A 24,572-nucleotide genomic window follows, 5' to 3' on the forward strand; every position below is an offset into this window, starting at 1 on the left:
GACGTGGGGTGGGGGATGGCCCCCGCGTCAGTAGCCGACCGAGTTGAAGAGGAACGGGTACGTGATGATGACTTGGCCGCCCTTGGGAGCTGGGAACTGCCAGCCCTTCAGGCTGCTGAGGATGCACGCCTCGACGGAGGCGTTGCGGAGGGTGGAGGACTTCGTCTTGGCGGAGGCGACGCGGCCGTTGAGCCCGATGGCCCACTCCAGCACCACCTTGCCAGCGAGGCCGGGGTCCTTGAGCAGCGCGCGCTCGTAGCAGCCGTGCACCTCATTGAGGTGGCTGTTGATGACCTTGGCCACGGCTTCGCGGTCCACGGTGCCCTGGGTGGAGGAGATGCTGCGAGCGGTGGCGCGCGTGACGGTGCCGCCCACCGCGCCCTTGCCCACGCCGCCAGCGCCCAGCGCGCCAATGCCGCCGCCGCCCTTGCCGCGCAGCAGCTCCGCGCCCAGGGTGGCGCCGCCGCCCTTGCCGCCGCCGCCCAGGCCGAAGGTGCCCAGGCCCGCGTTGGCGATGGGGGCCTTGCCGATGAGGCCCGCGAGTTTGTAGTTGGTCTGCTTGGCGTTCTTGCTGCCCGGGCCGCTGCCCAGCTTGTCCACGGCGGCCAGCAGGTCATTGGCGGCGGGGCCCGCGGCGGACAGCTTCGCGAGCGCCTTGAGCGCCTTGCTCTCCGGAGCGGCGGCCACGGCCTTGGGGACCTGCACTTCCTTGACGGGCTTGGGAGGCGCCTTCTCCGCGACGACGGGCTTCTCCTTCACGGGCTCCTTCTTCTTGAGGGCCTCGAGCTTCTTCTTGGCCTCTTCCTTCTTCTTGGGCTCGGGGGCGATGAGGCGCAGCGCGACGGGCGGCAGGTTCTTCTGGGTGAAGTCCGCGGTCGCGGGGCCTTGAGGCCGGGTGGCGATGAACCAGCCCAGGCCGCCGCCGAAGATGGCGAGGAAGAAGAGGGTCAGCCAGGGCAGGCCCTTGAGCGGGTTGACGAAGACGCGCTCGGGGGCGGGGGCCGCGTAGGCGACGAGCGACATCTTGCCCTGGGTGAGGCGGGCGGCGGCGCCGTCGCGCAGGGTGACGAAGCGGCGGCTGCCGTCGGACTCGAGCGCGGCGGTGGTGACGGGGGCGAAGCGGCCGTCGCTGTGCGCCTTCTCCACGTCGGTGCCGGGGGGCACGAAGAGGCGGTAGTTGCCGTTGACGGACTCGGCGAGGGTGAAGTCGTCACCCTCCGGGAGGGTGAAGCCCCACAGCGGCATGGGGGCCAGTTCCTCCTGGGCGGCCTTCACGGGCTTCTTCGCGTCCGGGGCGAAGCGGCGCGCGTCGCGGCGCACGGCGCCCCAGTACAGCTCCAGGTAGAGCTGGGCCGCGCCCTTGCCCGGGCCGATCTTCGGCGCGTGCGTGGGGCGGCTGGCCGGGGTCTTGTCGAGGACGAGGGGGCCGGAGGTGGGCGCCGCGACGTCCGCGTCCAGGTCCGCGAGCAGATCGTCCGCGACGAGGAGGCTGGGCATGACCTCCGACGGAGGACGGCGCCGCGCGGAGGGGACGGTGCCCGGGGGAACCGCGGGAGCGGGGGCCGGCTTCGAGGCCGCGGGCTGCGCGGCGTGGGCGCCATTCAGGTGCGCGGCCTGCGGTGCGTGGCCCGCATGAGCGTGCGCGGCCTGGGGATGCCCCGCGTGCGCGCCGGGGTGGGCGTGCGCGTTCTGCTGCGCGAAGGCCGCCTGTTGCGCCTGCTGCTGGGCGTGCGCACCCGGATGCTGCGCATGCGCCGCTTGTTGTGCCTGCTGCGCGTATGCGGCCTGCTGCGCCTGCTGGGCCTGTGCGGCGCGCTGAGCCTGCTGCTGCGCGTAGGCGGCCTGCTGCGCCTGCTGTTGTGCCAGCGCGGCCTGCTGAGCCTGCTGCTGGGCGTAGGCGGCCTGCTGCGCCTGCTGTTGTGCCAACGCGGCCTGCTGGGCTTGCTGCTGCGCGTAGGCGGCCTGTTGCGCCTGCTGCTGTGCGTAGGCGGCCTGCTGCTGTGCGTAGGCGGCTTGCTGCGCCTGTTGCTGCGCGAGTGCGGCCTGCTGCGCCTGTTGCTGCGCGTATGCAGCCTGCTGAGCCTGCTGTTGTGCCAGCGCGGCTTGCTGAGCTTGCTGTGCGACGACGGTCTGCTGCGCATGGACGGCCTGCGCGCCGTGCTGGGGCGCGAAGCCATTCGTGGCGGGCCCGAACGCGTGCGTCGCCCCGTTCCCTCCGTTCGGGATCGCGGAGTGCGGAGCCCCCGCACCTCCGAGGAGCGCGGCGACCTCGGGCGGCGGCTGCGGCTTGGTCTCGACGGGACGCTGGTTGAGGATCCGCGTCTTCAGGACGAACGGACCGCACAGCACCTCGTCCACGGAGCGGATCTCACAGGCGGTGACCTGGTGTCCGTTGACGAAGACGCCGCTGGTTCCACCGCCCGCGTCCTGGATCGCGGTGCGGCCGTTCTGGAAGTACAGCAACGCATGGCGCGGCGACACGGACGCGTCGTCCAGCCGCAGATCCGACGACGCATCGGAGCCGAGCGCGTAGGTGCCGGGGACGAAGACCTCCGTCCCCACCAGGAGGCCGTCGCGGAGGATGACGACTTGCAGGACGCTGGGCTGGCCGCTCAACGGTGACGCTCCCTTCGAAGGGTGATGGGCGGTACGGCCCTACTGATCGTAGACGGTGGCGAGCGTCTCCGAGCGGAAGCTGTCGCGCTCGCGGAGCATCGACCGCGTCTTCAGTTCCTTGCGGTCATAGAGGTACACGGCGCCGGACTTGTTCGTCTGGCCCTGGATGAGGCGGTCGTCGAAGTCGATGCGCGACGGGCCACGCTGCGGCGGCGCGGACGACGCGGCGGCCGAGGCATCCCCCGTCACAGGGTCCGTGACGGCCGTGCTCGACTTCGTCTCGATGCGCGGGGGCGCCTTGCTGGAGCCCTTCTTGGGCTTGGCCGGCTTCACGGCCTTCGTCTTGGGAGCGCGTGCACGCCCCTGGGCCCAGGCATCGTTCGCGGGGGAGAGGGGACCGAAGCCGAGCACGCTGGCGACGGCACAGAAGAAGAGGAAACGTCGCATCATCAACAGGTTAAGCGATGCGAGCCCCGACCTGTCAACGCACACTCCAGCCCCATGGCATGGCCTGTGGCGATCAGGTGTGGGGGGCAGTCCACCTCACCTGGGGCGGACGCTCCACGACTTGTCCTTCTTCGTGCCGGTACGCTGGAAACGTCCCGTGGGATTCCCTCCGAGCGGCGCCTCCCCAGCATGCGAGCAGACGTGGCACGAAGTCATCGTGACACGGTGGGCGGATGGAGGATGCTCGCGCGCGGAGGCATGCCCACGCGTGATAGGTGTCACTCGCAATCGGGGATGGATCGCGGCCGTGCTCGGCGCCCTGGTGCTCCTGGGCCTTGGGGTCTTCGTGTGGATGCCCCCGAGCGGGCCCGCGCCAACGCCCACGCCCGCGCCGTCCGCCGCTCCCGCTGAGCCGCGCCCCATCCTCCAGGCGGTGGGCCCGAAGCTGACCAGCAACCAGACCTCGCAGCCCATCGCCCTCTATGGTGAGAACCTGGTGCCGGGCCTGAGGCTGGTGCTCGGCGCGCCCCTGTCGCGGGAGGTGCCGCTCACGGTGGTGGACGCGCGCCATGGCTACGCGAGGCTCCCCTCCGACCTCCAGCTCCCCGAGGGCACCTTCCAGACGGACGTGCAGCTGTCGCTCGCCGCGACCGGGCCCCGGCCCACGGGCACCGCGCGGCTCACCCTGGTCAACGACGCGGCCTTCCCGGACCTGATGGCGATGGCGCTGTCCCCGGACGGGCGCACGCTCTTCGTCGCGTCGCCGCCCACGGACACGGTGTTCGCGCTGGACGTGGAGTCCGGCCGCGTGGAGGCGATGGCGGTGGGAGATGGGCCGTCCGCGCTCGCGACCTGGAAGGACGCCAGCGGGCATCCCTGGTTGGGCGTGGCCCACCAGTACGGCGCGGAGCTCTGGCTGTACGCACTGGACGCGCCGGAGCGGAAGGCCCGGGTCGTCCCCGCGCCCTCGGGCGCATGGGGCCTGGAGGTGGACGGAGCGAAGGGCGTGGCCTTCGTCGCCGAGCACCTCCGAGACACGGTGCACGCGCTCGCGCTGGAGGATGGCCGCGAGAAATGGAGCGCGGCCGTGGATCCGAACCCGCGCGCGATGGCGCGGTGGAACGGACTGCTCGCGGTGGGCAGCCTCCAGACGGGGCAGGTGGTGCTGCTGCGCCAGGACGACGGCCGGGAGCTGGCGCCGGTGGTGCCGAAGCCCGGCGTCCCCATTGTCGGAGGCACCACGGAGGCCTTCTCCGCGCAGGTGATGGGTGGCAAGGCGCCGCGAGCCCTGGTCGCGAGCGACCGCTTGAAGCGGCTCTTCATGTCGAGCCTGGGGCCGAACGTGGGGCCCAACGCCCAGCGCATGGAGGTGAGCGCGAACAGCGGCGTCGCGGTGCTGGACCTGGACCGGCAGGAGGTGGTGCGGCACCGGGGCTTCGGCGCGGGCGTGACGGAGGGGCTGGCGCTGGATGACCGTGCCGGGCTGCTCTACGCGGCGGACGTGGGCCTGGGGCAGGTGCGGGTGCTGGACGCGAAGGCGCTGGTGAAGAGCGACGCGGCCGCGCGAGAGGCGGTGCTCCAGACGCTGCCGGTGCTCGCGCCGGAAGGCACGCCATGGATCCGCCCCGTGGAGGACCTGGGGACGAAGGGGAGGGCGGGGCTGGAGCTGCACTCCGGGCCGCGCTCGCTGGCGCTGTCCCCGGACGGACGCACGCTCTACGTGCTCAACCGCTTCACGGGCACGGTGGCGGTGGTGGACGTGCGTGAGGCGCGGGCGGGAAACGCGCGTGTGACGCGGCAGTGGCCGGTGGTGGACGTGCGTTCGCGCGAGCAGCGCCGGCTGGGCCAGGTGCTCTACTTCTCCGACGTGGGCCGCACGGGCATGAGCTGCGACGCGTGCCACATCGAAGGGCACACGGGAGGTGTCTTCTTCGAGAAGACGCGCCCCATGCGCATCTACCGGTCCACGACGGCCCTGGGCAGCCGGGACACGCCGCCCTACTTCACGCCCGCGAGCACGCGCAGCCTCGCGGAGACGGCGGAGACGGTGGGCGGGCGCAACCGCTACCACAATCCGGATCCGCTGCCGTCGGAGGTGGAGGCGCTGGCGCTCTACACCTCGCTGCTGCCCACCGCGCCCAACCCGTACCGCGGCGAGGACGGCGCGCCGCTGGAGACCGTCACGCTGCCGGACGGCAGGACGGGCCATCCGGTGAAGGGCCTGGCGCTCTTCGAAGGGAAGGCCCGGTGCCTGGCCTGCCACCCCACGCCCCTCTTCACCCTGGACCAGGACCCCTCGACGCGGGGCCAGTATCAGGACGTCGGCACGCCCATCGCGCTGCCGCTGCGGCTGGAGCAGCAGCAACTGGTGACGGGAGCAGCGCCGCCCTCGCTGGTGGGCACCTGGGACGTGTGGCCCCTCCTGACGAGCGCCACGGCGGGCTACGCGGTGCAGGAGGACCGGCTCGTGGTGGGCTCGCGCTTCCCGCTGCGCACGCTGCTGGAGACCCCAGGCCTGAACCATGGCGCCGCGCAGGAACTCACCGCCGAGGAGCGGGACGACCTGCTCGCGTACCTGCTCACGCTGTGAGCCCTAACGCGCGGTCCCGGAGTGGAAGGGGAACAGCACCGCGGCGCGGACCCGCGTGCGCATCGTTTCGGCGATCAGGGGCCACCCGAACGCCGCGAACGTGAGCACGGCCATCATCCCACTGAACATCCACAGCCCCATCATCACCGCGATGCCCAGGTGCAGGCTCATCGTCAGCGCCACCCAGAGCCCCCGCGTGCGCCGGGGCCAGACGCAGAACGCGTAGCCCACCTCCACCACCAGCGTGCCCCACGTGGCCAGCTTCACCATCCACGGCACCGTCGCGAGCCACGCGAAGTCGAACTGGCCGTACTGGGGCTGCATCAGCACCTCCCAGAGCGCCGTCCCGTCCCGCCACACGGGCCCCAGCATCTTCTCCAGACCCGTGGTCAGGTAGATGAGACACAGGTGCACCTGCAACACGCGCAGCGACAGCGTCGCCAGCGCGGACGGCGCGCCGGAGAGCCTGCCCGCCCGCACGTCCAGGGAGTACGCCGTGCCCACCGGCATCACCGCGCAATAGAACAGGCTGATGTGCGCGAAGGTCTCCACGCCGTAGGAGAAGAAGCTGATGCTGTTGAGCAGCACCGTGTGGAGGATCCACGCCACCACCGACGACAGCCGCGTGTGCAGGCCCAGCAGCAGCCCCAGCAGCGCCACCACGTAGACGAACGTCATGCCCTGGATGCTGGCCGCCTGCGAGAAGCCCAGCGGCGCCAGCGCGGCCACCACCGCGTCCACCCGGGGCACGGAAGGGGATGCCATCGCCTCGGAGACGCTCCAGGGCACCCAGCCCTGGTTGCCCAACAGCTCCGGCAGGATCTCCGACAGGCTCCATGCCTGGATGAGCAGCAGCGCCGCCACGCCGATGCGCAACACGCCCAGCGGCTGCGGAGAAGAGGGCTCGCCGACGAACGCCGCCAGCCTGGCACCCACGGCGGACTTCCAGGTCCGGGCGCTCATGGCGTCACCTCACCGGTGGACACGGCCGCGGGCACGCGCCGCTGGAACTCCGCACGGTAGGCCTCCGTCCAGAGCGGCTGCGACCCTTGCAGGTGTCCCTCCATGCTGGGCAGCTGGAGCGACTCCACGCGCACCGTGACGGCTCTCGCGTCCGGATGCCGGCCGAACATCGCCGCCGCCCACGCGCGGGCCAGCGCGTCCCGGCTCTCCTCCAGGCTGAAGCGCAGGTTCATGGAATGGATGCGCACGCTCACGGCGCCGTTGTCGGACCGGAAGTCGTCGTGCAGCCGGTCGCCGGACGCACCTTCCAGGTCGAAGGAGACACGCACCGCCGGGCTCACCCCGGGGGCGAAGAAACTGAAGCCACTGCTCGAGCCCGTCCAATGCCCATAGGCCTGGGCCCAGGTCCGCCCGGTGTCTGTCAGAGGGAGCAGGGGCACGTGCAGCGCGCCACGGGCCACCATCAGCAGGTGCAGCACGGCGAGGCCGGTCAACAACCCGTGCCGGGGAGTCAACGTGTGTCGCATGGGGGCTCCAGACCGAGCGCCGGAGGGGGCACCTCCGGCGTCGGGTCCGTCTTGAATGGACCGCTACATCACTTCAGGGGGTTGTGACGTCAGCTGGCGTCAGTTGCAGTTGCCCGAGATGCTGCCGCCGCCGATGAAGAGGCCCAGCAGGTTGCCCGTGGTGTTGCCGATGATGTTGCCACCACCGAGGATGTTGCTGAGGATGCCGCAGTTGCCGTTGCCGCTGCCGGAACCACCCGCCAGGGGGCCCGTCTTCGACACCAGCACGACCTCCTCCATCGACACCGCCATGCGCGGATCATGGCTCTTCACCTCACGGTTGTGAGCCATCGCGCCCGTCGCACCCAGCGCCAGCACGAACATCGCCACGGTCCCGCCCAGCTTCACGTGCGTCTTCTTCATGGTCTTGCTCCTTGGGGATTGATTGGACAGCACGGGCAATGTCTTTCCCCTCCCCGAAATCGGAACCATCCCGGGAAGACCAGGAAGTTGTCGGGGGCTGATTCCAGGCGGGATGTGGACATTCCAGTCTGGTTGGCGGCGAGCTTTTCTCTGTCGGCGCGAAAAGGCGGGAGGGGTGTCGGGGCCTTCACGTGGAGCCGGCACTCGGGTCGCTTGCGTTGGAAGGGGGGGCTGAGGTCTACAATCCAACGAATGCGTTCCTCCCCCCGGGTCGCCTGGCTCCTGCTTCCAACGTTGTGGCTGTCGTGCACCGACGCGGGGCTCTATTCGATTGATGACCGCGCGGGCGGTACACGCGACCGCGCCAACTTCGAGGGAGACCTCTGCGTCCCCGAGGCCACGGGCGACGCGTTCCCCGTGAAGGTCATCTTCGCGCTTCAGGGCGGCACCGGCGTGGAGCCGGAGGTGGTGGGCTCCGCGGTGGACGGGCTCACCACGCTCACCTCGCGCTTCACCGGCCCTCAGGTGCGCTTCGGGCTCGTGGCCTTCCACTCGGTGGCCACCGGCCTGCAAGGCAGCTTCACGGACGCCGCCTCCTTCCAGTCCGTCCTGCCTCGCTACGCCAGCTACCAGCAGCAGGGCCCCATCAGCATCCGCTCCGCGCTGCGGCTGTCCAAGAGCCTGATGTCCGGCGACATGCAGGCCGCCTGCAAGGGCGAGGTCGCGCGCTCGCGCTACGTGGTCGCGCCCGTCATCCGCAGCTCCGACGTGAGCTGTGACAACCCGGCCTACAACATCGGCATCGACAGCCGGTGCACCGCGCTGGCCCAGGCCGCCGGCTGCAACGCGACCCCGGAAGCCCAGGCCCAGTGCAACGCCTCGTGCAGCCAGTGCGAACTGACCGCCGTGGTGGGCGAGCTCAAGGGCCTGGTGGAGCAGCTGGGCGCGGGCGGCGTCAGCGTCCAGCCCGTCTACGTCCGAGGCCAGACGCCGGACCCCGTCACCCGCCTCCAGGTGGCAGCCATCGCGAACGCGGGCGGCAGCGTGCCCGTGGAGACCGACTTCGTGGGCCTGCCCAACGCGCTCGCGCGGCTGGACTACGGCGCGCTCGACAACGCGCTCAAGCTCAAGCGCTTCCTCGCCTTCAACCGCAACGTGCAGGTGCGCAACGGCCAGATGCTCGTCGACAGCGACGGCGATGGCGTGTCGGACGACGACGAGCGCGCCCTGGGCCTGGACCCCACCTCCCCCGACACCGACCAGGACGGGCTCATGGACGGCGTGGAGCTGCGCATGGGCCTGGACCCGCTCGCCGTGGACATCATCAACGGCTGCAGCGTGACGCAGGACACGGACGGCGACCGGCTCAACGACTGCGAGGAGCGCGTGCTCGGCAGCGACCCCTGCGTGGGCGACACGGACGGCGACGGCCTGCCGGACCTGGTGGAGGCCCTGTCGCAGACGAACCCGCTCATCGCCGAGGACCTGCTCGACACCGACCGCGACGGCGTCTCCAACGTGGCGGAGGTGGAGGCCCACACCGACCCGCTCAGCGCCGACCTCGACTTCCACCGCGAGCGCGGCTACGGCTACTCCATCGTCCCGCTGCCGCCCACCGCCACCAGCGACCGCGCCTGCTACCGCACCCGCGTGGAGAACGTCTCCCTGGTCCCCACCCTGGAGCGCCCCCACCCGCTGATTCCCGGCGAGGTGATTTCCGCGGGCACCAACGAGGTCTACCTCTACCTCCAGGTGGGCCGGGACAATGATCCGCGCGGCGCCGGCGTGGGTTCGCTCTTCATCCAGGAAATCCAATACGACCCCGACACGGGCCGCACCCCCGCGGGCATGGTCCCCATGCTCTCCGACGACTTCATCGTGGGCACCTGAGACGGCCCCCAGCGTGGGGTGTCCCCCACAGTCTCAATGGGGTGTCCCCCCCACACCCTTCCTGTAGCAGGCTCTTCCGAACGCGCAACCCCTTGAAGTTACTGACCCTGAAACTCCTACAGACGCGGGATCGCCTCTTGCTAGGGCAGGGGTTGTGAAAGGAGTCACCATGACTATCGGTCGCATTGCCCCCCTGTTGGCGCTCGGAGCGTTCCTGGTGCTGAGTCCCCGCACCGTGCAGGCCCAGGAGCAGAACCCGGACAACCCGGAGTGCCTCGGAGACGAGTGCGGTCGCCCCAAGGAGGAGGGCGGCGGCTGCGGTTGTGGCTGTGGCTGTTCCGTCTGGGTGGCGTACACGGACGACGGCAAGACGCTGTCGTACACGGACGACGCGGACGGCGACGGCAAGGCGGACGACAAGGACAACTGCCCCTTCACGTCCAACCGCGACCAGGACGACACGGCGGACGGCGACGGCGTCGGCACCGCCTGTGACAACTGCCCCGCGGTCTCCAACGCCACCCAGCTGGACGGCGACGGCGACGGCATTGGCGACGCGTGCGACCCGGACGACGACAACGACGGCAAGCTGGACGGCGAGGACAACTGCCCCACCATCCCCAATGCCAACCAGGCGGACAACGACCAGGACGGCATCGGCGACGTCTGTGACGCGGACGACGACAACGACGGCGTGCCGGACGGCGAGGACAGCTGCCCGCTCGTCGCCAACCCCATCCAGACCGAGATGCCGGCGGACCTGAGCCTGTGCCGCGTGGACGCGGACGGCGACAACGTCTCCGACAACCTGGACAACTGCCCCGGCCTGTCCAACCCGGACCAGAAGGACACGGACGCGGACGGCATCGGCGACAAGTGCGATCCGGACATCGACAACGACTCCGTCCTCAACAACGTGGACAACTGCCAGCTGGTGGCCAACCGCGACCAGGCGGATGACGACGGCGACGGCATCGGCGACGCGTGCGACACGCGCTACTGCGTGGTCCTCAACAAGGACAACCCGAACGACTGCCTCGACCCGAAGTCGCCCTTCAGCGTGGGCACCGGCGGCTCCATCAGCGTGGAGAAGACGGGCATGGCGGTGCGTCCGCCCCTGTTCGCCAACCGCAACGGCGCGGCCATCGAGTACACCTGGACGGTGGTGAAGCGTCCCTCCGGTTCCACCGCGGTGGTGGAGAACCCCAAGGGCGCCGTCACCTACAGCCGCCACTGGGAGTACCAGTACGTGGACGGCAGCGTGCCCAACTTCAACCCGGACAAGGAAGGCGAGTACGAACTGCAGGTGTCCACGCGCCTGGCCTTCGCGGACCGCGTGTTCCCCAATGAGCGCGCCTCCGTGTCCAGCCTCTTCGTGAAGGTGGGCAAGCAGGACTCCGAGGGCGGTGGCTGCACCTCGCTGCCCGCGGGCGGCAGCGCCGCGGCCCTGGGCGCTGGCGTGCTCGGCCTGCTCCTGCGCCGCCGCAAGAAGGCGTAACCCAGGATGTTCCCCGTGCCAGGAGGTCCGCATCGCATGCGCCGTCTGCTCGCTGTTCCGTTTCTTGCGACCGGCCTCCTGGTCCTGGGTGTGCTGTCCTGTTCAGACACGCTCCTGGAGCCTCGCGCCCAGGAGCAGTCCCAGTTGGATGACCGGCTGACGCTCACCGGCCGGGTGTGCACGCGTCCGGCGAACCCCACCGGCTTCCCGGTGAAGGTGGTGCTCGTCGTGGACGAGTCCGGCAGCATGTGCGTGTCGGATCCGCCGGGCTCGCAGGAGGGCAGCGGCTTCTGCGAGCGCGCGGAGGTCCAGGCCATCATCCCGCCGGGCGTGACGGAGCCCGCGCGCGTACGCGCCCTGAAGAACGTGGTGAATGGCTTCCGGCGCATCAACGACGCGCGCCAGGGCAACATCAGCATCGCCATTGCCCCGTTCGAAACGAACGTGAAGAACACCTGGCCGCCGGCCTCCACGGGAGACCGCTTCGCGCCGCCGGGCAACATCAACAGCTACATCGAAGGCCTGCAGTCGCAGCTGGGCAAGGGCACGGACTACCAGGGCGCGCTCAGCTACGCGTACAGCCTCATCGCCAGCGACATCGAGGCGGTGTCCCAGTCCACGCCGGAGCTGTTGCCGCGCACGCGCTACGTCGTCGTGTTCCTCACGGACGGCACGCCGTACCCGCGCTGCTCCGCCAACGACGACCTGTCCGCCTACGCGGGGCCGGACACGCCGGACCTCACCTGGCGCGACTCCATCACCAGCTTCTGCAACGCCACCAGCACCACCGACGCCATCACCGGCTTCGAGGTGGGCACGGACCGCAACCAGAACTACCAGCTCTTCAGCTACGTGCGCCGGCTGATGGAGCTGAAGACGCAGTACAACGTGGGCGACGTGCGCATGCACACGGTGCTGCTCTTCAACGAAGAGGCCGTGCGCGCCTGCGGCCCCATCTGCCAGGACATCTACGGCACCTATCCGGGCGTCCCGGAGGCGCAGTACCCGGCCGCGGCGAAGAAGATCGCCTCCTTCCTGCTCAAGCGCTTCGCGGAGATGGGCAACGGCGTCTACCAGGAGTTCAGCGACACGGCGGAAATCTCCGAGCTGGGCCTGGGCGCGCTGGACTACTCCTCCTTCGCGTCGCCCAACGTGATGAAGACGCTGCTGGTGGAGCCCCTGAGCTCCGCGCCGGGAGATGACGGCCGCGTGCTGGACAGCGATGGCGACGGCGTCCCGGACGCGTTGGACAACAGCTTCACGCTCAAGACGAACCCCTTCACCATCGACAGTGACGGGGACTGTCTGAGCGACGGCTTCGAGTACCGGCGCCAGGACCAGGGTTTCAAGCCGGGCAACGACCTGGACGCGCGCGGCTGCAACCCGCAGTCCCCGCTGACGCCCGGCTGCATCTGCCGGGACACGGACGGTGACGGGCTGTCGCAGTTCGCCGAGGACTACCTCAAGACGCGCCAGGGCATCGTGGACAGCGACGGCGACGGCATGCCGGACGGGCTGGAGGCGAAGTACGGCCTCAACCCGCTCCAGTCGAGCGTGTCCGGCCTGGACACGGACGGCGACGGCATCCCGGACGACGAGGAGTTGAAGGCCGGCAGCGACCCCACCCGGCGCGACCGGCCCTTCCACGACAAGTACGGCATCCAGTACGAGGTGAAGAAGGTCCCGGGCGGCACCGACACGGACGGCGTCTGCTACGACTTCACCGTGTCCAACCTCCAGCTGGTGACGCCGCCGGACCGCTCCGGCGTGAAGCAAGGCTACAACCTGTTCAAGGTGTGGTTCGCGGAGGCGCCGGAGAGCGGCGTGGCCACGGACTACGGCGTCTGGCGCACCGCGTGCGCGTGGGCCCAGTACGCGCCGCCCAGCGTGCGCGTGCCGCTGGCGCCGGACCTGGCCATGGAGGACGGTGACTTCCGCCGTCCTGACCAATTGGTGGATCCCTGGAGGACCCAGGGCAGTTGCGTCGGCGTGTCGCCGTCGCAGGGAGGGGCCTCGCCGTGAGCCGCGCGGGACGTTGGTGGGCGCTCTGCCTGGTGGGGTTCGCCGTGGTGATGGCCTGTACGGACTCGTACCTCTATGACCCGCGCCGCGACACGGACGTGCCCGCGGACCGGGCCGTGGCGCTGGACGGGCGCTTCTGCACGCTGGGCGCCAACGAGGTCATCCGGCCCATCAAGATCATCGTCGCCATGGACGCCAGCCAGTCCATGCGCGTGAGCGACCCGGACGGCGTGCGCGCCACGGCGCTGGTGGACCTCATCGAGAACCTCCCGCAGGACGAAGAGGTCTCCATCGCGGTGATGCTCTTCGCGGGCAGCACCACGGCGTTCCTCACGCAGAACCCGGGGCCGCCGCTGGAGGACGGGTTCGTGCAGGTGTCGCGGCTGGACGCCACCGCGAAGGCCATCCTCACGGAGAAGCTGCTCACCTTCCGCAACACGGACACGTCACCGAACCGGGACTCGACGGACTTCGTCAAGCCGCTGTCGGACATCTACTCGCTCATCAACACGGACATCGCGCGGGCGCGGCAGCAGCCCAGCGGGAGCGACGCGCTGGCGCAGGCGCGCTACTCGGTCATCTTCCTGTCGGACGGCAAGCCCACCAACAACCAGGACGACGAGCTCATCCGCGGCGACGCGGTGGTGCGCATCCGCCAGCTGCGCGACCTGGTGGAGGACGTGCGCTTCAACACCGTGCACGTCTTCAACCCCATCCAGCCCGTGCCGTCCGTGTGCGACCTGGTGGCGGAGGACGGCGGCTTCGGCGACGGCGGCTGCCCGCTGCTCATCATCAACCAGAACGCGGACCGTCTGGAGAAGATGGCCACGCTGGGCGGCGGCAACTTCCGCGACTTCCGCAACAACGAGCCCATCAACTTCCTCAACTTCCAGTTCGGCCAGGTGCGCCGCGCCTTCATCGTGAAGGACTTCGTGGCCTCCAACTTCTCCGCGCCCCCGGGCAGCCCGCTGGACGAGGCGGACACGGACGGAGACGGCCTCTCCGACGCGCGCGAGTACGAGCTGGGCACCAACCCCAACCTGCGCGACACGGACGGCGACGGCTTCAGCGACGGCGTGGAGGTGTACTTCCGCGACCGCGGCGTGCAGTTCGACCCCACGCAGGTCGCGCAGCCGGACGGCGGCGGTCTGGACAAGGGCTGCCCGCCCGCGCTGCGCGGCGTGGACACGGACTGCGACGGCCTCCTGGACTGCGACGAGCAGTTCATCGGCACCAACGCCACCCTCCAGGACAGCGACGGCGACGGCGTGCCGGACGGCATGGAGTGGCGCGGCGGCACGCAGGGCTCCAGCAAGGACCTGGACGAGGACCCGGACACGGACGGCCTCACCAACCGCAGCGAGCTGCGCATGCACATGCGCCCCTTGCAGGTGGACACCGCGAACCTGGCCTCGGACGCGTACCGCTACAGCATGGAGGCGGACGGCCCGGTGGATGACCAGGGCCGCCAGTGCTACCGCTTCCGCGTGGACAACGTGTTGCTGGCGCCCACCATCGCGATGATCGCCGACGGGGGTGTGGACGGCGGCGTGGACGCAGGCACCGTGCAGCGCGGCGCGGGCTACAACGACATCTACCTCTCCGTGGCCATGCTGCCCGCGGACGACCCCACCGCGCGCACGCTGGTGCGCACCTTCCGCGTGGACTCCGTGCGCTACCCGGTGGGCGGCATCAAGTCGCCTCCGGATGGCGTCATCCGCGTGAACCCCGAGGACTTCGTGGACGGCTGCCCCGGCGTCGCCCCGACCCTCTCGCCCGTCCCCTGACTTCTTTTTTCGCCTCCCGGACTTCCCCCATGCGCCTTCGCACCCGACTGCTCCCGCTCGCGCTCCTCCTGCTGGCCGCCTGTTCCTCCGGCGGGGAGGACACGCCGGACGCCGGCACGGGCGTGGTGGAGGACCTCTGCAACAACCGCGAGGAGGCGCTGACGAACGCGGACTGCGAGCTGAAGCCCGGCGTGCCCATGGAGCGCTACCTGGCGCTCACGGGCGACGTGAAGGCCGGTGACGAGGACTGGTACCGCGTCAACATCCCCGCCACCGCCAACGCGCGCACGCTGGTGCACGTCACCGGCACGTACCTGGCGTCCAGCACGCCGGTGAACCTGTCCATCTCCGTGCGGGAGAAGGACAAGGACACCTCTCTGGTGACGAAGTCGGACCAGCACGGCGCGGGCGCGCCGAAGCCGGTGGACATCGTGCTGCCGTACGGCACGCCCAGCACGCAGCTCATCATCGTGGTGCGGGACGCGCCCACGAACCCCGCGCGCCCCAACTACGACGCGCGCAACGCCTACCGGCTCACCGTGGAGTTGCTGGAGAACCCGGACACGAACGAGCCCAACGACGTCACGCCCACGCCCATCGCGCTGGCGGCGCAGGGCGCCGTGCAGGTGGGCACCGCGCAGGGCTACCTGGCCACGGACAACGACGTGGACCGCTTCAGCTTCCCGCTGACGGCGGGGAAGATCGCCTACGTGCGCATCACCGCGCCGGACCAGGGCTTCGCGCCCAACTACCGCCTGTCCTACGAGCTCTTGCGCCCCAACGGCACCGACAAGGAGTCGGAGGGCAACGTGCTGCCCAAGGTGCACCCGGGCGTGATGGCCACCGCGCGCAAGGTGAAGCTGGCGGGCACCTGGACCCTGGTGGTGAAGGGGTACAAGGGCAACAACGATCCCGTGCCCGCGGGCGACCTGCGCCAGCCGTATGAAGTCGAGGTGCGCGTGGTGGACGAGGAGGACCCGCGCGACCAGTCCGGGGACAACGACGCCTACGCGCGCGCGTACTCGAACAACCTGGGCACGCCGGGCGCGTCCACGACCTTCGAGGGCCGGCTGGGCTACGTGGGCGACCGCGACTGGTTCGCGGTGAAGCTGTCCAGCCTGACGAAGCCCAGCGTGCTGCGCTACCGGCTGACGGAGCGGCCCACCACCACGCGCTTCGACCCGCTGCCCCTGCCGCTGGGCCAGTTGGCGGACCGGCAGGTGCTGGTGTTCAGCACCGTCAGCACGACTGTCACCGCGGAGCAGCGCGCCACCTGCTCCAACAACCCGGCCGTGTGCCCGCGCGACACGCGCGAGCACCCCGACGCGCCGGGGCTGGTGCAGACCTACTGCAACAACGCGGAGGCCGTGCTGTGCATCCAGTCCGTGCGCGAGGAGTCCGACCCGGCGCGCTTCCCCGGCCTGAGCAACTTCCAGGGCGCGCTGCCGGTGCCCTCGCACGGCGCGGAGGTGACGTACCACTTCGTGGTGCAGGACGACGGCAACAACTGGGCGGATGACCGTGACTACCGGCTGGAGGTGTCCTGGGCGGCGGAGGACACGGAAGAAGAGAACGCCTACAGCGGAGGCGTGGAGCAGCCGCGCTCCAAGACGCTCGGCGGCGTGGGCACGGGCAACCTGCCGGTGGGCAACGCCACCTTCGAGGCGAAGGGCCAGCTGACGCACGGCCACGGCCGGCTGCGGAACAACGACCGCGCCACGGGCCTGGGCGTGCGCGGCCCCACGGACTACGACGCGGTGCCCTCCGACACGGACACCTTCGAGTACCAGCTCCCCGCGCTGAGCGCGCCCGAGGACGCGGCGTGGCTGGTGCAGTGGGACGTGGACAACCTGCCGGATGGCGGCACGCCGCACGGACTGGCGCTGGATTTGACCTTCTGCGACGGCACCGCCACGGACGGCGGCGCCGGCACGTGCACGCCGGTGACGACCACCAGCACGGGCGGCGCGCTGACGCTGGCCTACAACCCGACGGCGATGCGCGCGTGGCACACCTCCGCGAGCGCGCCGCTCAGCAGCTACCAGGCGCTGTACCAGCTGGAGAAGACGGCCACCACGACGCGCGTCACGGTGGCGCCCTACACGTGCTCCTGCCTGGAGCGGCGCTTCATCCAGGGCGGCACGCTCAAGGTGGCGGTGAGCGCCACCGAGCGCACGGACTACACGCCCGTGGGCTACACGCTGCGCACCGGTTACGGCGACTACCCGCGCAGCTACACGGCGGCGGATGGTGGCGGCTCGCCCACGTCGTGCCCGGCGCCCACGCAGGACGGTGGCACGTGGGTGGGCGGTTGCCAGTTCACCCGGTAGCAGCGCCGGGCGGGCGGCGGGGCTTCACGCCTCCGCCGCCTTCGCCGGGACTACGGCTTCGGCGCCGCGACGCCCTTGCCCTTGAGCGTCAGCTCACGCGTCTCGCCGTTGGCGGCGTTGGACTTGAGGGTGAGCTTGCCGGTGAACTCCTGCGCGGCGTTGGGCTTGAAGGCGACCTCGATGAAGGTGCGCTTGTAGGTCTCCAGCTTCAGGGGCCCGTTCTCCGGCCAGTCCTCCGGCTTCTTCATGGTGAAGACGCTGGGGCCGGAGATGGAGGCCTCGGTGAGCTCCAGCGTCTGGAGGCCGCGGTTCTCGATGTAGAGCGTGTTGAAGGTCGTCGCCCCCACGTAGGTCCCCGCGGAGAACTCCGTGTCGAAGCTCAGCTCCGTACGGTCGATGAGCAGCTGCGGCGTGTTCGGCAGGTCCTCGGACTCGTCTCCGCAGCCCGCCAGGGCGATGATGGTGAGAGGCAGCCACAGGTTGCGCATGCGCATGGACATCCACTCCTCGCTGAGGTTCAGAAGAATGTCTGGTGTTGTAACACGGAATGTCTCGCGACTGGCGTTCGCTGTGTTGGGATTGATGCTCGTCGCATGTGGCGGCTCGCGGGATGACTTCATCGGCGCGCGCGTGCTGGATGTCTGCAAGGCGTCCTGGCCCGTGTGCAGTGAGTACGCGGGCTGCATCCTCGGGCCGGAGAGCTACTCGGAAGGCCGCTTCCCCGGCCGCGGGCAGGTGCTGGTGCGCGTGCCGGAGGCTTCCACCATCAAGGTGAGTTTCTACCTGGAGGAGGTGACGGCGGCGGGCGAGGAGACGGCCATCACCGTGCACGAGGAGGGCTGCCGCGCACGTCAGCGCAAGGCGTCCACGGGCCGCGCGGCGCTGGACCAGATGGAGAAGTTCGGCGTCTTCACCCAACAGGCGGACGTCACCGGCGTGGGTGACCACCTGGTGGAGTTCGACTCCGACATGCAGGCGCGCTACGTGGTGAAGGTGGAAGTGACGCCGCTGCGCCTCCAGTAGCGCGTCAGCGGCGCGCGGCTTCAGCCCTTGAGCGTGTGCACCAGGTGGTCCGCCACGCGGAAGCTGTTGGCGGCGATGGTGAGCGTGGAGGGGACGCTGCCACCGGTGGGCATGAAGCTGCCGTCCACGACATAGAGGTTCGGCACTTCGTGCGCGCGGCAGTGCTTGTCCAGCACGGAGGCCGCCGCGTCGTTGCCGAAGCGGCAGGTGCCGTGCTGGAGGATGGTCGTCTCACCCTGCGTGCCCACGCGCTCCACGCTGTCCGGGTCCAGGCGCATCAACACCTCCTCGCCGCGCTCCACGAGGAAGCGCGTGGCGGCGAAGTCCGCCGGGTGCCGGTCCAGGGTGATGGCGGCCACGGGGATGCCGTACTTGTCCTTCACCTCGGGCTCCACGGTGACGGAGGTGCCGGGCGTGGGGAGGAACTCCGCGTAGACCTCGAACTCGAGGATGCGCGAGTCGCGGTACGCGCGCATGCGGTCCTTCAACTCCTTGCCGAACACGCCGGACTTGCCGCTGCCCGCCAGGCCCACCGCCGCGTAGATGGGGTTGGGGTGCGCCCACATGAAGCCCAGCGTGCCGCCCTTGCGGAAGCCGTGGCGCGCGTCCGGCATCACGTAGAAGTCCTGGAGGCTGCGGTTGACGAAGGGCGCCGGGTCCGTGAGCCACGGCCGCGCGGTCTTCTGCTTCGACACGCGGAAGTGCGCCCGCGAGCCGCCGAAGGAGCTGAAGAGGAGATTCTTCCCCACGAGCCCGCTGCCGTTGGCGAGCCCGTTTGGGAAGCGGCTGGAGGTGGAGTTGAGCAAGAGGCGCGCGCTCTCCACTGCGGTGGCGGAGGCGATGATGATCTTCGCGGGCTGCTCCTGCGCGACGCCGTCCTTGTCCAGGTACACCACGCTCTTCGCACGGCCCTGCTTATCCACTTCGATGGAGCGCGCCATGCTGCCCGGGCGCACCTCCACGTTGCCGGTGGCGATGGCGTTGGGGATGAGGCTCGCGAGCGTGCTGCTCTTGGCGCCCGTCTCGCAGCCGTAGCTGCCGCACAGCGCGCAGTACGCGCAAGGCGAACGGCCCTTGTAGGCCTTGCTGATGATGCCGCGCGCGGTGGGCAGGGCGTGCCAGCCCATGGCCGCGCACACCTTGTCGATTTCGGACGCCACCGGGTGCACGTCCAGGGGCGGTAGCGGGTAGGGACCGCTGCGGGGCTCGGCGAAGGGGTGGGGGATGGCCTGGCCGGACACGCCCAGCTCGGCTTCCGCCTTGTCGTAGAAGGGGGCCAGCTCCTCATAGGAGATGGGCCAGTCCGCCACGGTGGTGCCGGGCACCGCGCCCAGCGTGGAGCGCAGGCGGAAGTCCACCGGCTTGAGGCGGTAGAAGAAGCCGCTCATGTGCACGGTGCCGCCGCCCACGCAGTTGGCGGTCCACGCGGCGTTGCTGCGCTCGTAGCGGCCCTTGGCCCCCTGGCGCACCAGGTGCGGCTCCTCCCACGGCAGCGGCATGAAGAAGTTGCGGCGGCTGTTGAGGATCTCGTCGTGGACGAAGTCCTTGGGCTGGTAGTGGCGGCCCTTCTCCAGCACCACGACCTTGAAGCCCGCGCGCCCCAGCTCCAGCGCGAGCGGCGCTCCGCCCGCGCCGCTGCCCACGATGCACACGTCCACGGAAGGCAGGCTCACGGGTGGTGACCTCCGCACTCGCGCAGGCACTTGGGTCCGTCGTATCCCTCCGGGGGCGCCATGGCGAGCGTGCCCACGGTGTCGAAGCCCATCAGCCGCCAGCCCACGCGGCCCTTGTTGCCGCCGTAGGACGGGTCGCCCAGGAAGCCCTCCAGGCTGAGCGTCATCAACAGCTCGAAGAAGTGGGCCTCGCCGCTGCCGGCCGGGCTGTCCTTGAAGATGGCGAGCAGCTCATCCTGCTGGGCGGGCGTGGCCTGCGCGAAGCCCTTCTGGAACATGCGCTGCGCGCGGCGCTCCAGCGCGGCCAGGCCCTGGAGGAAGTCGCGGTGCATGGACTCCAGCCCTTGCGTCTCCAGGATGCGGTCGATGTAGAGCGCCACGCCCGCGTCCTGGGCGCCGGGGTCCTCGTCGCGAGGGAGGAGCCGCTCCACGGCCGCGGCGACGACGGCGTACTCGAAGGCGGAGAAGGTGCGCAGGGCCTGGCCGGCGGAGGTGGTGCCGGTGGGCTCCGCGGGCTTCTTCTCTTCCGCCTCCTTCGAACGTTTACACGCAATGCCACCCAGCAGCACCACGCCGCCGCCGAAGAAGGTGAGCCGCTGGATGAAGGTGCGCCGGGACAGCTTCGGGGGGAGCGAACGCGCGCGAGCCATGGCGCGCGAGCCTATCCCAGGTGCGTGTGTTTCACGGCACCTGAGAAGGGGCCGGGGTCGGTTGGCCGCCCACCGCGTGCGTGACGTGGGACCGCACCGCGAGGCGTGACGGACAACGCGCGCGGCTGACATAGGATGGCGCGCTCAACCAGGCCGACTGAACCAAGGAGAAGAACCGCATGAAACGGCACGCGTGGCTACTGGGAGCGGCGCTCGCGCTGGGATGTGGCGGCGGCAAGCCGGCCAACCCGGACGCGGGCTCGAAGCCGCAGGAGGATGGCGGAACAACGGAAACGCCCTTCGTGCGGCTGACGGTGGACACGAATCCGAGCGAGCAGCTCGCCATCTCCAACATCGCGATGGCGGTGGCCCCGGACGATCGCATCGGCATCGCGTACTTCGTGAAGGTGAACGACAAGGACTCCGAGCTTCGCTACCGCGAGGTGAAGGACGGCCAGGTGCAGGCGGAGGCGGAGAAGATCGCCACCGTGCAGCGCGTGTACGGCGTGTCGCTGGCGTTCAGCCCGTCCGGACAGCCCGCGGTGAGCTACCTGGGCGGCGGAAGTGACGATTCCGTCTTCTGGCTCCAGAGCGACCTGGCGGTGTCCTACCGCAACGCGAACGGCACCTGGACCGAGCGCATCGCCGTCACGACGGGCGACCAGGCCGTGGCGGGCAACGCGGTGAGCGACACGGGCTACCTGGTGGGGCTCAATCCCTCCATCGTCTTCAGCGGCAGCCAGGCCCTGGTCGTCTACCGCGACGGGCACAACGGGCAGTTCCCGCAGCAGGACTGGGCGGGCAGCGACGTGGAGCTGGCGAGCGGCGGGCCCACGGCGTGGCAGCACCGGGTGGTGGCGTCGGGCGGCGACCAGAAGGGCGCGTACGGCGGGCACCTCCAGATGTTGATGGCGGGTAACCAGCCCGCGCTGGTGTTCGACCAGGCCTTCGGCGCCGCGGACGCGCCGGGGCAGAACGTGTACTTCCAGCGCCGCAACGCGGATGGCACCACGTGGACGCCGCCTGTGCAGGTGCAGGCGGTGGGCAACACGATGCTGGGCGCGTCCATGGCGTATGACTCAACCATCGGCTTCGGCATCGCGGCGGTGGACCGCTCCAGCAGCCGGCTCACGCTCATCACCTGCGCGGGCACGACGGGGACGAAGTGCGCGGCGGCGGGGGACTGGACGACGCCGGATCCGGTGTACCAGACGGGCTCCGGCGGCTGGTACCCGTCGCTGGCGTTCGACCCGAAGACGCACGACCCGTCCATCGCGTTCCACATCTGCTCGCTGGAGTCCGGGCGTAACGAGGGCAGTTGCTCGCCGGCTGACGACGCGCTGATCATCGCCACGCGCGTGGAGGACCAGTGGCGCGAGGTGACGGTGGACACGGCGGGTGGCTGGTCGCCGAAGCTGGCGTTCCTGTCCTCCGGCCAGCGCGTGGTGCTCTACCGCGCGGGCGGCACGCAGGCCCTGACGCTGGCGGTGGAGCGGTGAGCCTCGCGGGACGCGCCGTGGCGGCGCTGGGGCTCGCGGCCGTGCTGAGCGGCGCGGGTGTCATCGCGTGCCGCGGAGACAACGAGCTGTCCGGCAGCGTGTCGGAGCTGTTCCCCGTCACCGACGTGTCGAGGGTGGAGATCCGCCGCAACCCGGAGGCGCTCCAGGTGAGCTATTTCCGCAACAACGGCCTGGACGTGGACCTGGTCGCGCGGCTCACCGTGGACACGGAAGGCGTGGACATGAAGCCGGGCACGAAGGTGAACCTCGGCGGCACCACGCCCTCTGGCCGCGACCGCGCGTCGGTGGTGCATGTGGCCGCGGGTGAGCCCGCGCGCGTCTTCACCCAGGTGGAGCGCGGCGACCTGGTGCTGGACGAAGGCGGCAACGTGGGCGAGGCCACGCGCGGAGACTTCTCCCTGTCGTTCAAGAAGGGCGACGGCTACGGCGCGGGGCGCAGCATGGAGGGCACGTTCAACTCCCTGGCGCTCGACGCGGGCTTCGGCCCGGACCTGGGCGACGTGGTGGGCGACGAGCCCGCGCCCTGAATCACTCCGGGGCTTCCGGTGACTCGAACCGGAAGCCATGGGTCTTCTGTTACGGCGTGCAGGTGTCGAGCGTGGCCATGCCCTGGGAGAGCTGTCCCTGGTGCGTGGCGAACCGCGCGAGCGCGGGCGCGCCACCATCCAGGAAGAGCTGGCGCGCGGCGTCCACCGCGTCCCGTGCGTGCACCGTCACGGTGGAGCCGGTGGCGTTCGTCACCTTCACCGCGCCGTCAGTCTGGCCCTGCGCGCGGATGAGCAGGGCGCCCGCCTCGTCGCGCGCGACCATGCCGTCCTCCAGCGGTTCGAAGTAGCGCACCACGGGCTCCTGGCCCTCGCGCTGCAACTCCAGACGCATGACGCCGGACTCCACGTCGCGGGACATCTTCAGCGTGTCGGTGGGGCCCAGCTTCACGATGCGCGTGTTGGAGTCTTCTCCCTCCACGCTGCTCACCGGGTTGCTGCCGGTCCAGAACTCGATGCTGTTGACGACGAGCGCGTCGACCAGCGTGCCGATTTCATAGACGGGCACCACGACGAAGATGAGGAACACCAGCCACTGGACGAACTTGTTGCCGGAGATGCCCTTGTTGAACTGCCAGATTTTCGTCGTGAGCTTGAACGAGCCGAAGCAGCCCGTCGCACTCATCATCAAGACACCTGCGCACAGCACACCGAGCCAGCGGGACGGACGCAACTTCATGAAGCCCTCCTGGGGGATGGGGGACCGCGTGAAAGCGGCCGCACCATGCCACGAAGGCGTCAGTCCGGCTCGCTCTGAACGAGCCCGTATTTGTGCAGCAGCGAATAGAGGTGCTTGCGGTCCAGTTCCGCCTCGCGGGCGGCGCGGGCGATGTTGCCTCGGGCGCGGCCCAACAGGCGCGTGAGGTACTCGCGCTCGAAGGCGCGGACGAGCTCGTCCTTGCACACCTTGAACGGCCCGGTGAACTCCACCGGCAGGAAGTCCCCGGCGGGCGTGGGCACGTCGCGGGTGAACTCGCGCAGGAGGTTGTCCCCGGTGAGTCCTGGGATGTCCACCATGTGCCGGGCGCGCTCCAGGGCGTTGCGCAGCTCGCGCACGTTGCCCGGCCAGGTGTGCCCCAGGAACTGCTCTTGAATCTTCTCCGGCAGCCGGGGCCACAGGCCTTCGCCAGCGAAGGCCTCCACGAGCAGCGGGATGTCCTCCTTGCGGTCGCGCAGGGGTGGCAGGCTGAAGGTGAAGACAGACAGGCGGAAGTAGAGGTCCTCGCGGAAGCGGCCCGCCTGCGTCTCCGCCCACAGGTCCTTCTTGCTGGCCACGACGATGCGCGCGTCGAAGGAGATGGGGGTCGAGGAGCCCAGGCGGCGGAACTCGCGGTCCTCGATGGCGCGCAGCAGCTTGGGCTGCAGGTCCAGGGCGAGGTCGTCGATTTCGTCCAGGAAGAGGGTGCCGCCGTGGGCGCGCTCCAGGCACCCGATGCGCTGGCCCACCGCGCCGGTGAAGGCGCCCTTCTCGTGGCCGAACAGCTCGGACTCGATGAGCGAGTCGGACACGCTGGCGCAGTCGAACACGACGAGCGGCCCGGCCGCGCGGGGGCTCAACTTGTGGATGGCCTTGGCGCCCGCGCCCTTGCCGGAGCCTGTCTCGCCCACGAGCAGCACGGTGGAGTCCGTGGGGGCGATGCGCTGGAGCAGCGCGAAAATCTGGCGCATGGGCACGCTGCGGCCCACGAGGTCGCCCAGCCGGTCCTCGACGGTGGGCTCCACCTGCACGGGCGTCATCTGCGGGCTGAAGCGCAGGCGCACGTCGCCCACTTCCAGCAGGGCACCGGGGCGCAGGTAGGCCTCACGCACCTGGGCGCCATCCAGGAAGGTGCCGTTGGTGGAGCCCAGGTCCTGCACGAGGAAGCGGTCACCCTGACGGCGCACCACCAGGTGGTTGCGGCTCACCGTGGGGTGGTCGATGACGACGTCGTTGTCGGTGGACTTGCCGACGCGCAGGTCCTCCGTGGCGAGCGGGTACACGGTGCCCGCGCGCTCGGTGTCCAGCAGCACCAGGTGGAAGCGCTGGGCGGACAGTCGCTCCGCCTGCGCACGGGCGACGACGACGGTGTGCGCGGGGATGGGGGCGGGA

19 protein-coding genes are annotated in these 24,572 nt (G+C 70.2%); 9 read left to right on the plus strand and 10 right to left on the minus strand.

Translation table 11 applies throughout. The features are described from left to right. Window positions 1-27 precede the first annotated feature (27 nt). Together D7Y15_RS31805 and D7Y15_RS31810 are read right to left on the minus strand one after the other, a co-directional pair. Window positions 28-2,616 carry an AgmX/PglI C-terminal domain-containing protein gene (locus tag D7Y15_RS31805; protein WP_121754928.1) on the minus strand — a complete coding sequence of 863 codons (2,589 nt, stop codon included), beginning with the start codon at window positions 2,614-2,616 and terminating at the stop codon, window positions 28-30. A gap of 39 nt (window positions 2,617-2,655) precedes the next feature. Next, window positions 2,656-3,066, minus strand: coding sequence for a hypothetical protein (locus D7Y15_RS31810; protein WP_233597226.1), 411 nt, complete (start codon window positions 3,064-3,066; stop codon window positions 2,656-2,658). A 349-nt stretch (window positions 3,067-3,415) separates the two neighbouring features. On the opposite strand from D7Y15_RS31810, the gene D7Y15_RS31815 reads away from it, so the two are divergent. Further along, entirely contained in the window at window positions 3,416-5,653 is a 2,238-nt protein-coding gene (locus D7Y15_RS31815) for an MtsA protein (protein WP_233605167.1), read from the plus strand. A gap of 3 nt (window positions 5,654-5,656) precedes the next feature. Here the strand turns inward: D7Y15_RS31815 and D7Y15_RS31820 are convergent, their stop codons facing one another. The 3 genes from D7Y15_RS31820 to D7Y15_RS31830 all read right to left on the minus strand — a co-directional run bounded on the left by D7Y15_RS31820 (window position 5,657) and on the right by D7Y15_RS31830 (window position 7,545). Further along, window positions 5,657-6,616, minus strand: coding sequence for an HTTM domain-containing protein (locus tag D7Y15_RS31820; protein WP_121754930.1), 960 nt, complete (start codon window positions 6,614-6,616; stop codon window positions 5,657-5,659). Beyond that, window positions 6,613-7,143: a hypothetical protein gene (locus tag D7Y15_RS31825; protein ID WP_126936432.1), complete on the minus strand. Its 531-nt coding sequence runs from the start codon at window positions 7,141-7,143 to the stop codon at window positions 6,613-6,615. Before D7Y15_RS31825 ends, D7Y15_RS31820 begins: the two co-directional genes overlap by 4 nt. A gap of 99 nt (window positions 7,144-7,242) precedes the next feature. Continuing rightward, window positions 7,243-7,545 (minus strand): hypothetical protein, encoded by a 303-nt coding sequence (locus D7Y15_RS31830; protein WP_120578934.1) that lies wholly within the window; start codon window positions 7,543-7,545, stop codon window positions 7,243-7,245. A gap of 252 nt (window positions 7,546-7,797) precedes the next feature. Between D7Y15_RS31830 and D7Y15_RS31835 the strand changes: the two genes are divergently transcribed. The 5 genes from D7Y15_RS31835 to D7Y15_RS31855 all read left to right on the plus strand — a co-directional run bounded on the left by D7Y15_RS31835 (window position 7,798) and on the right by D7Y15_RS31855 (window position 17,072). Further along, window positions 7,798-9,435, plus strand: coding sequence for a calcium-binding protein (locus D7Y15_RS31835; RefSeq protein WP_120578935.1), 1,638 nt, complete (start codon window positions 7,798-7,800; stop codon window positions 9,433-9,435). A gap of 169 nt (window positions 9,436-9,604) precedes the next feature. Then, a complete protein-coding gene (locus D7Y15_RS31840; RefSeq protein ID WP_120578936.1) occupies window positions 9,605-10,933 on the plus strand; it encodes a thrombospondin type 3 repeat-containing protein in 1,329 nt (442 codons plus the stop codon). 36 nt (window positions 10,934-10,969) lie between these two features. Next, window positions 10,970-12,955, plus strand: coding sequence for a vWA domain-containing protein (locus tag D7Y15_RS31845; protein WP_120578937.1), 1,986 nt, complete (start codon window positions 10,970-10,972; stop codon window positions 12,953-12,955). Window positions 12,956-13,005: 50 nt separating this feature from the next. Next, window positions 13,006-14,742, plus strand: a complete 1,737-nt coding sequence (locus D7Y15_RS31850) for a vWA domain-containing protein (RefSeq protein WP_120578946.1) — start codon at window positions 13,006-13,008, stop codon at window positions 14,740-14,742. Between the two features lie 29 nt (window positions 14,743-14,771). After that, window positions 14,772-17,072 carry a hypothetical protein gene (locus tag D7Y15_RS31855; protein ID WP_121754932.1) on the plus strand — a complete coding sequence of 767 codons (2,301 nt, stop codon included), beginning with the start codon at window positions 14,772-14,774 and terminating at the stop codon, window positions 17,070-17,072. 50 nt (window positions 17,073-17,122) lie between these two features. Here the strand turns inward: D7Y15_RS31855 and D7Y15_RS31860 are convergent, their stop codons facing one another. Then, entirely contained in the window at window positions 17,123-17,566 is a 444-nt protein-coding gene (locus D7Y15_RS31860) for a hypothetical protein (RefSeq protein ID WP_169821850.1), read from the minus strand. Between the two features lie 88 nt (window positions 17,567-17,654). On the opposite strand from D7Y15_RS31860, the gene D7Y15_RS31865 reads away from it, so the two are divergent. Continuing rightward, the gene (locus tag D7Y15_RS31865) at window positions 17,655-18,095 is read left to right on the plus strand and encodes a hypothetical protein (protein ID WP_233601282.1); all 441 of its coding nucleotides are present in this window, start codon (window positions 17,655-17,657) and stop codon (window positions 18,093-18,095) included. Between the two features lie 20 nt (window positions 18,096-18,115). Here D7Y15_RS31865 and D7Y15_RS31870 read toward each other — a convergent pair whose 3' ends face one another. Both D7Y15_RS31870 and D7Y15_RS31875 read right to left on the minus strand, forming a co-directional pair. Then, entirely contained in the window at window positions 18,116-19,768 is a 1,653-nt protein-coding gene (locus tag D7Y15_RS31870; RefSeq protein ID WP_121754933.1) for a GMC family oxidoreductase, read from the minus strand. Next, entirely contained in the window at window positions 19,765-20,418 is a 654-nt protein-coding gene (locus D7Y15_RS31875; RefSeq protein ID WP_121754934.1) for a gluconate 2-dehydrogenase subunit 3 family protein, read from the minus strand. The genes D7Y15_RS31870 and D7Y15_RS31875 overlap by 4 nt, the downstream gene beginning before the upstream one ends. A 179-nt stretch (window positions 20,419-20,597) precedes the next feature. Between D7Y15_RS31875 and D7Y15_RS31880 the strand changes: the two genes are divergently transcribed. Together D7Y15_RS31880 and D7Y15_RS31885 are read left to right on the plus strand one after the other, a co-directional pair. Then, complete coding sequence (locus D7Y15_RS31880) at window positions 20,598-21,917, plus strand: hypothetical protein (protein ID WP_121754935.1); 1,320 nt, start codon at window positions 20,598-20,600, stop codon at window positions 21,915-21,917. After that, window positions 21,914-22,465, plus strand: a complete 552-nt coding sequence (locus D7Y15_RS31885; RefSeq protein WP_120578943.1) for a hypothetical protein — start codon at window positions 21,914-21,916, stop codon at window positions 22,463-22,465. Before D7Y15_RS31880 ends, D7Y15_RS31885 begins: the two co-directional genes overlap by 4 nt. Window positions 22,466-22,514: 49 nt before the next feature. Here the strand turns inward: D7Y15_RS31885 and D7Y15_RS31890 are convergent, their stop codons facing one another. Together D7Y15_RS31890 and D7Y15_RS31895 are read right to left on the minus strand one after the other, a co-directional pair. Beyond that, the gene (locus D7Y15_RS31890) at window positions 22,515-23,162 is read right to left on the minus strand and encodes a DUF3332 domain-containing protein (protein ID WP_121754936.1); all 648 of its coding nucleotides are present in this window, start codon (window positions 23,160-23,162) and stop codon (window positions 22,515-22,517) included. Window positions 23,163-23,221: 59 nt separating this feature from the next. Next, on the minus strand, window positions 23,222-24,572 hold a 1,351-nt coding region (locus D7Y15_RS31895; RefSeq protein WP_233605166.1), incomplete at its 5' end, for a sigma 54-interacting transcriptional regulator.

Origin of the sequence: Corallococcus sp. AB030, from assembly GCF_003668965.1 — a bacterium.
GTDB classification, from domain to species: Bacteria; Myxococcota; Myxococcia; order Myxococcales; family Myxococcaceae; genus Corallococcus; species Corallococcus exiguus.

What these genes read in the sequence shown, in the direction of transcription:
- D7Y15_RS31810 (WP_233597226.1), bottom strand. Translation starts at nt 3,066, where the DNA reads ATGATGCGACGTTTCCTCTTCTTCTGTGCCGTCGCCAGCGTGCTCGGC.
- D7Y15_RS31815 (WP_233605167.1), top strand. Translation starts at nt 3,416, where the DNA reads ATGCCCCCGAGCGGGCCCGCGCCAACGCCCACGCCCGCGCCGTCCGCC.
- D7Y15_RS31820 (WP_121754930.1), bottom strand. Translation starts at nt 6,616, where the DNA reads ATGAGCGCCCGGACCTGGAAGTCCGCCGTGGGTGCCAGGCTGGCGGCG.
- D7Y15_RS31825 (WP_126936432.1), bottom strand. Translation starts at nt 7,143, where the DNA reads ATGCGACACACGTTGACTCCCCGGCACGGGTTGTTGACCGGCCTCGCC.
- D7Y15_RS31830 (WP_120578934.1), bottom strand. Translation starts at nt 7,545, where the DNA reads ATGAAGAAGACGCACGTGAAGCTGGGCGGGACCGTGGCGATGTTCGTG.
- D7Y15_RS31835 (WP_120578935.1), top strand. Translation starts at nt 7,798, where the DNA reads ATGCGTTCCTCCCCCCGGGTCGCCTGGCTCCTGCTTCCAACGTTGTGG.
- D7Y15_RS31840 (WP_120578936.1), top strand. Translation starts at nt 9,605, where the DNA reads ATGACTATCGGTCGCATTGCCCCCCTGTTGGCGCTCGGAGCGTTCCTG.
- D7Y15_RS31845 (WP_120578937.1), top strand. Translation starts at nt 10,970, where the DNA reads ATGCGCCGTCTGCTCGCTGTTCCGTTTCTTGCGACCGGCCTCCTGGTC.
- D7Y15_RS31850 (WP_120578946.1), top strand. Translation starts at nt 13,006, where the DNA reads ATGGCCTGTACGGACTCGTACCTCTATGACCCGCGCCGCGACACGGAC.
- D7Y15_RS31855 (WP_121754932.1), top strand. Translation starts at nt 14,772, where the DNA reads ATGCGCCTTCGCACCCGACTGCTCCCGCTCGCGCTCCTCCTGCTGGCC.
- D7Y15_RS31860 (WP_169821850.1), bottom strand. Translation starts at nt 17,566, where the DNA reads ATGCGCATGCGCAACCTGTGGCTGCCTCTCACCATCATCGCCCTGGCG.
- D7Y15_RS31865 (WP_233601282.1), top strand. Translation starts at nt 17,655, where the DNA reads ATGCTCGTCGCATGTGGCGGCTCGCGGGATGACTTCATCGGCGCGCGC.
- D7Y15_RS31875 (WP_121754934.1), bottom strand. Translation starts at nt 20,418, where the DNA reads ATGGCTCGCGCGCGTTCGCTCCCCCCGAAGCTGTCCCGGCGCACCTTC.
- D7Y15_RS31880 (WP_121754935.1), top strand. Translation starts at nt 20,598, where the DNA reads ATGAAACGGCACGCGTGGCTACTGGGAGCGGCGCTCGCGCTGGGATGT.
- D7Y15_RS31890 (WP_121754936.1), bottom strand. Translation starts at nt 23,162, where the DNA reads ATGAAGTTGCGTCCGTCCCGCTGGCTCGGTGTGCTGTGCGCAGGTGTC.